We start from the raw sequence: 8794 nt of genomic DNA, 5'->3' as shown, positions 1-8794 counted from the left end.
GAAAAGACATAGGGTGGATTTCGCAGGCATCGAACCTGCGAAATCCATCGCTATTGATGCCCCTACCTAAGAGGAAGAAGTCTTCTGGCGAAGCTGGGATAAAATATTACTATATATGAGCAAAAGGAAAATGGCATATCTTTGATTAGCAAAAAAGACGCCTCGCCAGGGGGCGTCTTTTTGTCTGTTCTTCTGCCGGGGAGAATGGTATAGTGAAGGTGTCAACGAAAGGTAAACGAAGTACAGTACTCGGCTTACGAATGAAAAGAACATGATTTTTAAGGAGGAGTTCATCATGGCAAAAACAGTAAAAGTAATGGTAGCATGTGGCAGCGGGGTAGCGACCTCGACGATTGCAAAGGAAAAAGTAGAAAAATTGGCAGCTGAAGCCGGTATCCCTATTTCCATCATTAAATGCACGCTGGCCGAAGTACCGGCCCGGCAGCAGGATGTGGATTTGGTATTGACGACAGCTAATTACCGCAAACCCCTGGATAAGCCTTATCTCAGCGTCTTCGGCCTCGTATCCGGCGTCAACGAAGAGAAAGTCAAAGCCGACGTTACGGCCATGCTCAAGCAGCTTTCGGAATAACTGCTAGAAAGGAGAGAGCTTTATGGACGCATTGTTGGATTTCTTTCAGAGTTTCATCAATCTCGGTGCGGCTGTCATGCTGCCCTTCGTCATCACGATTTTAGGCGTATTCTTCAAGATGAAAGTCGGACCGGCTGCTAAAGCCGGTCTGATGGTCGGCATCGGCTTCCAGGGCTTGTGCCTGGCCGTCAATCTGCTCATTACGACGATAAAACCGGTCATGACCTATTATGAACAGATGGGTTCCGGCTATGACGTGCTGGAAATCGGCTTTGCAGCTTTAGGCGGTGCTTCCTGGACCGTCCCCTTTGCCGTCTTCGCCATTCCGGCCATCGTCATCATCAATCTGATTCTGGTACGGCTGAAAATCACCAAGGTCCTCAACGTCGATATTTGGAACTATATGCATTTCCTCGTTCCCGGCGCCTTGGCCTATGCCTTATTCGGCAGCGCCTGGCTCGGCTTCGGCGTGACCCTCTTGTTGTCGGTCGTCACCTTGTTCTTTGCTCAGAAATTAGCGCCGAAATGGGGCGAGTTCTTTGGACTGGAAGGGACGACGTGCACGACGCTGGCCTTTTCTTCCTGGGTTTACCCGATTACATATGGCCTGAACTGGATCATGGACCGCATTCCCGGCATCCGTGACATTGATGTCGATCTGAGTAAGGTAGAATCAAAACTCGGCGTCTTCGGGGATCCTGCCTTCATCGGCCTCATCGTCGGCGTCTTCTTGGGCGTCCTGACCCATCAGCCTGTCCCGTCTATTTTGACTATCTGCATGGGCATCGCAGCCGTCATGGTCCTCATTCCGCGCATGGTCGGCATCATGATGGAAGGGTTATCGCCGCTGGGGACAGCAGCCAACGCCTATATGAAGAGTCATATCGGCGAAGATTCGGACCTCTACATCGGCATGGATATCGCCCTGGGGCTGGGTGATCCGAGCTGCATTACCTGCACGGCTATCATGATCCCCATGACCATCCTCTTGGCCTTTTTGGTTCCGGATATGCGCTTTTTCCCGCTGGGCATCCTGGCAGAAGTCTGCTACCTGGCCCCGATGTGTGTCATGAACAGCAATGGCAATGTCTTCCGCAGCCTCATCTGCATGATCATCGTCATGTATATGACCTTGTTCTTTGCCAATCTCTTTGCCGATGAAGCGACACAGATGATGTCTGTCACTGGCGTCCATTTCGACGGTATGGTTACGGCTTCGCATTTTGGCTGGAATCCGGGCAACCTCTTGATTTCGGCTATTGATAAATTGATTCACTGACGATTGATAGAGAAAGAAGTGATATTCCTTATGGCAACGTTACGTTTTTTAGTCGCTCACGGTACGGCGGATACGGCCGAAGAGGCAATCCGTATCTGTGGGAAAGTCCTGCGCCAGGCTGGCATCGTCGCAGACAGTTTCATCGAGAAATGTGTCGCAAGGGAAAAAGAGTTCCCTACGGGCCTGCCGACAGATATCCCGACGGCTATCCCGCATTGTAAAGACGACAGCATCATGGAAAACTGCATTTGTTTCTTGAAACTGGACCATCCCGTTACTTTCCGGCGTATGGATGACGATACGGAAACGATACAGACCGACATGATCTTTAATCTGGCCATCTGTGATCCTAACGAACACATCGATGTCCTGACGAATATGATGGCTTTTCTCGGCGATACGGAATCGCTGCAGAAATGCCGGATCCTGCCGGACGACCAAGTCATTACCTATTTACAAGAGCACCTGGTCCCGGCCGACGAAGAAACTGCACAGGAGGCATAACTGACTATGAGACAATTTAAATTATCGCCATCCCTGTTTGCCGCTGATTTGGCAAACTTTGCCGATGACATCCAAACCTTAGAAAAGGGAAAAGCAGACATGCTCCACGTCGACGTCATGGATGGGCACTTCGTACCGCGCATGGCCTTTGGTGCCGACCATATCCGCCAGATTCGCCGGATGACCAGCCTGCCCCTCGATGTCCACTTGATGATCGACAATCCGGAAATCCATATCCCGGCGATTGCCGAAGCCGGAGCCGACATCATTACGGTCCATCAGGAAGCGACGACACGGCTGCTCAGTTGCATGCAGCTCATCCACAAGCTGGGCAAGAAAGCCGGTGTCGTCCTCAGCCCGGCCACGTCGGAAGATACGATCCGTTATCTTTTGGATGACGTCGATATGATTTTATTGATGACCGTCAATCCGGGAGAAGGGGGACAGCATTTCCTGCAGTCTGTCGTCGAAAAAATCCGCTGGGTCAATACCATGATCGGCGACCGGGATATCGACTTGGAAGTCGACGGCAGCATTGACGACAAGACCATCTGCGATTGCTATGAAGCAGGGGCGAATGTCTTCGTTTCGGGTGGATTTTTATTCAAGGATATTGCCAATAACATGGATAAATTGCGGAAGGCGGTGCTATAATGGAAACACAAGTCATTATTGATGAACTGGCACGGGCTTCTCAGAGCCTGAAGGAAGACCAGTTACAGGGCATTATCGACAAGATCCGGTCCCATGGGCGCATCTTCGTCTACGGGACGGGCCGGTCCGGGCTGATGCTCAAGACCTTTGCCATGCGCCTGATGCAGCTGGGCATGACGGCATACGTTGTCGGAGAAACGACGACGCCTTCCATCGGCAGCGGCGACCTGCTCATCGTCGCTTCGGCATCCGGGACGACGGCCAGTGTCTGCATGACGGCAGAAGCGGCTTTGAAGGATGGGGCTGCCTTATGTGTCATTACGGCTTCTCCGGAATCGCCGCTGGCAAAATTACAAAAACCGGATATCATCATCCGGTCTGCTACGAAATTTGCGACGTCCGATGCCAGTATCCAGCCGTTAGGCAGCCTCTTCGAACAGATGCTGCTCGTCGTCTTCGACAGCCTGGTCCTGCGTATGAGTCAGGTCCACAGCGGCAGCAACGATGCCATGGCCAGCCGCCATGCCAATTTAGAGTGAGGGACGATTATGAAAAAGAGAAGTACGGAAATCCTTCAGCGGCTTCTCAAGAATCCGAATGAAGGGCTGACCGTTGAAAAGCTGACAAAAGAATATATGATTTCGGAAAAAACGCTGCGCAAGGATATCCAGGAAATTCTCGATTTCGCTGATGAGGGGGAGGCTAAGGCCGCCCTCTCCTTTAACAACCATTCCTTACGCCTGGTCCGCCGCGGCGCCCTGCGGACACTGGTCCACCAGATGTACAGCATGACCCCTTATACGTATAAGATGTCCCTGGAGGAACGCAAAGTATATATCATTGTCACGCTGCTCCAGCAGGACCGGTATTATCCCATGCAGCTCCTGGCCGATGAACTCTATGTGACCCGCAATACGATCATCAATGACTACAAGGTCGTCGAGGAATATGTCACGCCCTATGGCCTTTCGTTTGTGGCCAAGAGCAAGAAGGGGATACGCCTGGAAGGGACGCCGGAAAAGATGGCGCCCATGCTCATCGACATGTTTTGTGCGCTCATCCCTGACTTGCACCACGAAAAGACTTTTTTTGTCCAGTTTATTTTGAGGAAAATGGGATACGTCTACGGGCTGGCCGACATTATTTACTATATGAATGAATATGTCCGCTCGCACAACGTCATCTTTGCGAAAGATGTCTTTTTCGAAACGGCTATCTGTATCTTCGTATTGCTCAACGAAATGCAGCTCCATGCCTTCCCGCATGAACAGGAAAGGGGCGATGCCTCCGGCATGGCACTGGATGTCATCGGTCACATCATCGAGGACACGGCGCATAATGCCGGCTGCGATTCCATTACGCTGGTGGATATCCGGGCCATCGAATCGCTCATCGTCCGCCGGGGCCTGATGCCGAAGAAAGAAAGTATCAATGATTTTGAACTGTATGGCATTATCTGCCATTTTCTCCTGGAATTGAGCCAGGAAATGGGCATCGACTTGCTGACCGACAATTTACTCATCCATTCCCTGTTGTCCCATATCAAGAGTATGGATACCTGGAAGGACTCGGATTTCAATTTTGAACAGGATTATGGGGAATCGGAAACCTTTATCCAGGTCCGGAAGATGGCTGAAGGAAAATTCTATATTTTAGAACAATACCTGCCCTACGCCATGAACGAGCATATGAAGGACAGCATCATCGTCCACATCTGCGCGGCCCTGCTCCGCAATCAGCAGTGCCGGATGGGATTCCGCGTCCTTATTTCTTGTCCGGGCAGCATGGCGACGGGGAAATACCTGGAAGCTCAGGTTCGCAATTATTTCAATTTTAATATTGTCGATACCCTGCCGGCCAAGAAGGTACAGAAACATGCAGAGGAGTACGGGAATGTAGATTTCGTCATCTCCACGGTAACTATTGCGCCGTGCCCGCTGCCAGTCGTCGTCGTAAGCCCGCTCATGACCGTCGATGACATCAAGCGCGTCCAGCAGCAGGCTTTCCAGATTGAAAAGCAGAAAGAGAACGGCAGCGGCCAGACAGATACACAGCCGCTCTTATCGCGCCTGCGCCAGCTTTACGAAACGGGGACCCCTGACAGCATCGCCTTTCTCAACGGGGAGCTGGAAAAGCTGCTGGCCAATGCCTTCCTGCGCCAGCGCCTGACCCAGTCGTCGATGCTGCTGCGCATGCTCAAATGCCAGTATATCCTCGTCGAACCGGAAGCGATGGAATGGCACGACGCCATGCGCCGTGTCTCCGATGATATGATCCGCGACGGCTTTTTCGATAAGGCTTATGTCGATGAAGCCATCGACAATGTCGAAGAATATGGCAATTATATCATTGTAGCCCAGCACATCGCCCTGGCTCACGCCCGCAAAGAAGCCGGCGTCCATGCCGATGGCATCAGCCTCCTCGTATGCCGTGACGGCATACGCTTTGAAGATGGGGAAGTAGTGCACCTGCTTTTCTTCTTCTGCCAGAAAGGCGATACGTCGTATTTGGATCTGTTCAAGGAAATCATTGCCCTTGGCCAGGATGAAGCCCATATCCGCCGTCTCAGCAGCTGCCCGACGGCCAGTGCGGTCTATCAGAAAATTGCCGACATCCTCGTCGGCAGTGCGACTTAGCGCAGGCTGCTGGCGTAGATTTTTTCCAGGTTGTCGCGCATACGGTCCAGATACGATTCGTCGTCTTCACTCGTTTCGATGGTATGGATCGTTTCGACGCGGGCGCCGACTTCGCGGGCCAGTGTTTCCGACGTCTTCGGGCTGACCATGTCTTCGACGAAAATCGTCCGCACGTCATTGGCCCGGCAATAGTCGGCCAGGCGGGCCAGCTGGCGGGCACTGGGCTCGCCGCTGGAAAAGACGGACTCGACGCTGTGCTGGGTCAGGCCGAAGTCACGGCAGAGGTAGGCAAAGGCGGCATGACCGGTGACGAAATCCTTGCGGGGGACCGTGGCGAATTTACGGGCGTATTCGTCTTGCAAGGCCTGGAGCTGTTTCTTGTAATTCGCCGCATTGTTGCGGTAATAGTCGGCATTGGCCGGATCGGCTTCGGCCAGGGCGGCCGTGATGTTGGAAACTTCGATCTGGGCGTTTACCAGGCTGAGCCAGATGTGCGGGTCGTAAGCGCCGTGTTCTTTGATGTCTTCTTCATCGGTCAGGGCAATGGGCGTGACGCCCTGAGAGGCGTTGACAGTGTGGAGGGCCGTGTTCTTGGCCGCCTCGACGACCTTAGGGGCCCATGGTTCCATGCCCAGGCCGCTGTAAACGAAGAGCTGGGATTTACCGAGATGTTTAATGGTCTGCGTCGTCGGCTGGAATTCATGGGGTTCCGTCCCGTCAGGAATGAGCGTATAGACATCGACTTTATCGCCGCCGACGGCCTGGGTAAATTCTTTCAAGGCGTCGAAAGTGACAGCGACTTTTAATTTCCCGTCATCAGGGACATCGGCGGCGGGACCGCAGCCAGCCAGGCCGATGATGCATAAGCAGGCCGCCAGGACCATGCCGTAACGGGCCAGGCGGCTGAGGGTGTGAAACAACATAATGAGAGACCTCCTATGGCGTCCATCGTATCACGGACGCCTTTTTTTGTCAATTATTTGCAAATGCCTTGCATTTTCGTTTAGACGGGGCTATAATAAGGGCTCGAGATTATTGACAAGGGAGGCAAGCCATGATTGATTTACAGCACGTTTATTTCGCCTATGAACACGGGCAGTACCTGTTAGAAGATGTCAACATGACCATCCGAGACGGCGACTATATTTCCGTCGTCGGTGAAAACGGCAGTGGCAAGAGCACGCTCATCAAGCTCATCCTGGGCCTGTTGTCACCGAGCCGGGGGTCGATTTCCAATACCTATCGTCACCGGGCCTATGTGCCCCAGCGCTTTGAGACGCTGAACAGCCAGTTCCCGATTACGGTCTGGGAAGTCCTCAATTGTTATCGCCAGGTCCTGCACTTGAAGCATAAAGAAATCATCCGGGACTGCCTGGAACAGATGAATGTCTATTCTTTGAAGGACCAGCTCATCGGCAACCTGTCCGGCGGCCAGTGCCAGAAAGTCCTCATCGCCCGGGCTCTCATGGGCCATCCGGACCTGCTCATCTTCGATGAACCGTCGACGGGTATCGATGTGCGCAGTCAGGAAGAACTCTATCCGTTCATTAAAGATTTAAATGAAAATAAAGGCGTCACGGTCATTACGGTCGAACACAACTTGAAGTTCGCCGTCCGCAATTCGACGAAGATGTTCCATGTCGTCGGCGGCCGCGGCCATTTCTGTTCGCCCAAGGCCTATCTCGATGAATACGTGTCGGCCACGATGGGAGGGGATAAGTGATGTTTGAATACGCCTTTATGCAGAATGCTTTTATCGTAGCCCTGCTCATTTCTATCGTCTGCCCGCTCATCGGCATTTTCCTGGTCTTGCGCCGCTATTCCATGATCGGCGATGCCTTGTCGCATGCGTCCCTGGCCGGTGTGGCTGTAGGCCTCCTCTTTGACTGGAACCCCGTTCTCAGTGCCTTTGGCCTGACGAGTTTCTTCGGCATCCTCATCGAAGTCCTGCGCCGCCGCTTCCGCCGTTATGCCGAGCTCATCCTGGTCATCATCCTATCGCTCTCGGTGGGCATTGCCATCACCATCATCAGCGCCGGACTGGTCCATACGAATGTAGAATCCTTCTTGTTCGGCAGCATCCTGACCGTTTCGACAGGCGATGTCTACTCCGTCGTCGCCCTCAGTGTCATTTCCCTGGCCGTCATTGCCAAGCTCTATCCTCAGCTGGTCATGCTGACCTTTGATGAAGACGGGGCTCAGATTGCCGGCGTCCGCAGCAAGCTCATCAATTATATCTTTGCCGTCCTGGTAGCGGCGACGATTTCCGTTTCTATCCGCATCGTCGGCATCCTGGTCATCAGCTCTCTCATCGCCCTGCCCGTGGCGACGGCCCTGCAGCTGCGCAAAGGTTTCCGGCGGACTCTCATTTATTCCGTCGTCTTCAGCTTCATCGACATCCTGTCCGGTCTTTTGCTGTCGTACTATATCGATGCCGCTCCTGGCGGCGTTACGGCACTGACATCGGTTGCCATGCTGCTCCTGGTCATTGCCTATAAAGAATGTGTCTTTTCGCTGCAAGAAAAGAGGCGCCGTCCATGAGTGATGATTATAAAGCCTGTTTACGTGAACATGGCCTGAAGAGCACAAAGGCCCGCAATGGTGTCTTGGCCATCCTGAGCCGGGAAACCAGCGTCGTGACCGTCGAAACCGTCTATTCGGCTCTGTTGGAACAAGGCTGTAAGGTCAATTTTTCCACCGTGTACCGTATCCTGGAGATGTTTACAGATCGTAAACTGACCGAAAAAATCTTCCTACCCGATGAAGGGAAATACGGCTTTTCCCTCCGCCGTCCCGGCCATACGCACCGGCTCATCTGTTTACAATGCCACAAAGTCGTGGACCTGGCCCATTGCCCGCTCAGCGCCTATGAAAAAGAAGTGGCCCAAAAGACACAATTCGACATCGTCGGCCATAACCTGGAACTCTACGGCTATTGCCCGGAATGTAAGAAGGGGAGATGATTGTTAGCAGTAGCAGTAGCAGTAGCAGTAGCAGTAGCAGTTAGCAGTTAGGGGTTAGCAGTTAGCCGTTAGGGGTTAGCAGTCAGCCACTAGTGTATAGCCTCTTCCATATATACAACAAACGGTCATTTGCTTAAATCCGGGTACAAAGACACCAGTTTGACTC

10 protein-coding genes are annotated in these 8794 nt (G+C 52.7%); 9 read left to right on the top strand and 1 reads right to left on the bottom strand.

Annotated elements, in window-relative coordinates:
* Window positions 1-295: 295 nt before the first annotated feature.
* From ACE418_RS13070 to ACE418_RS13045, 6 genes are read left to right on the top strand one after another with little or no spacing between them, the layout of a single operon-like run.
* Complete coding sequence (locus tag ACE418_RS13070; RefSeq protein ID WP_416451017.1) at window positions 296-592, top strand: PTS sugar transporter subunit IIB; 297 nt, start codon at window positions 296-298, stop codon at window positions 590-592.
* 22 nt (window positions 593-614) lie between these two features.
* Complete coding sequence (locus ACE418_RS13065; protein ID WP_416451016.1) at window positions 615-1871, top strand: PTS transporter subunit IIC; 1257 nt, start codon at window positions 615-617, stop codon at window positions 1869-1871.
* A 30-nt stretch (window positions 1872-1901) separates the two neighbouring features.
* Window positions 1902-2375: a PTS sugar transporter subunit IIA gene (locus ACE418_RS13060; RefSeq protein WP_416451015.1), complete on the top strand. Its 474-nt coding sequence runs from the start codon at window positions 1902-1904 to the stop codon at window positions 2373-2375.
* Between the two features lie 6 nt (window positions 2376-2381).
* Window positions 2382-3029: a ribulose-phosphate 3-epimerase gene (gene rpe, locus ACE418_RS13055; RefSeq protein WP_416451014.1), complete on the top strand. Its 648-nt coding sequence runs from the start codon at window positions 2382-2384 to the stop codon at window positions 3027-3029.
* Window positions 3029-3568: a 6-phospho-3-hexuloisomerase gene (gene hxlB, locus ACE418_RS13050; RefSeq protein WP_416451013.1), complete on the top strand. Its 540-nt coding sequence runs from the start codon at window positions 3029-3031 to the stop codon at window positions 3566-3568. Before rpe ends, hxlB begins: the two co-directional genes overlap by 1 nt.
* 9 nt (window positions 3569-3577) lie before the next feature.
* Window positions 3578-5665: a BglG family transcription antiterminator gene (locus ACE418_RS13045; protein ID WP_416451012.1), complete on the top strand. Its 2088-nt coding sequence runs from the start codon at window positions 3578-3580 to the stop codon at window positions 5663-5665.
* Here the strand turns inward: ACE418_RS13045 and ACE418_RS13040 are convergent.
* Window positions 5662-6588: a metal ABC transporter substrate-binding protein gene (locus tag ACE418_RS13040; protein ID WP_416451011.1), complete on the bottom strand. Its 927-nt coding sequence runs from the start codon at window positions 6586-6588 to the stop codon at window positions 5662-5664. The two genes, ACE418_RS13045 and ACE418_RS13040, sit on opposite strands and share 4 nt — an antisense overlap.
* A gap of 131 nt (window positions 6589-6719) precedes the next feature.
* Between ACE418_RS13040 and ACE418_RS13035 the strand changes: the two genes are divergently transcribed.
* From ACE418_RS13035 to ACE418_RS13025, 3 genes are read left to right on the top strand one after another with little or no spacing between them, the layout of a single operon-like run.
* Complete coding sequence (locus tag ACE418_RS13035) at window positions 6720-7388, top strand: metal ABC transporter ATP-binding protein (RefSeq protein ID WP_292262524.1); 669 nt, start codon at window positions 6720-6722, stop codon at window positions 7386-7388.
* On the top strand, window positions 7388-8206 hold the full coding sequence (locus ACE418_RS13030; protein ID WP_298588544.1) for a metal ABC transporter permease: 819 nt from the start codon (window positions 7388-7390) through the stop codon (window positions 8204-8206). The genes ACE418_RS13035 and ACE418_RS13030 overlap by 1 nt, the downstream gene beginning before the upstream one ends.
* Window positions 8203-8628, top strand: coding sequence for a Fur family transcriptional regulator (locus ACE418_RS13025; protein WP_416451010.1), 426 nt, complete (start codon window positions 8203-8205; stop codon window positions 8626-8628). The genes ACE418_RS13030 and ACE418_RS13025 overlap by 4 nt, the downstream gene beginning before the upstream one ends.
* Window positions 8629-8794: the final 166 nt, after the last annotated feature.

It is taken from the genome of Megasphaera jansseni (genome assembly GCF_047974155.1).
Classification (GTDB): domain Bacteria; phylum Bacillota; class Negativicutes; order Veillonellales; family Megasphaeraceae; genus Megasphaera.
Note: the sequence above shows the minus strand (reverse complement) of the source record. Positions and strands in the feature narration are given on the sequence as shown.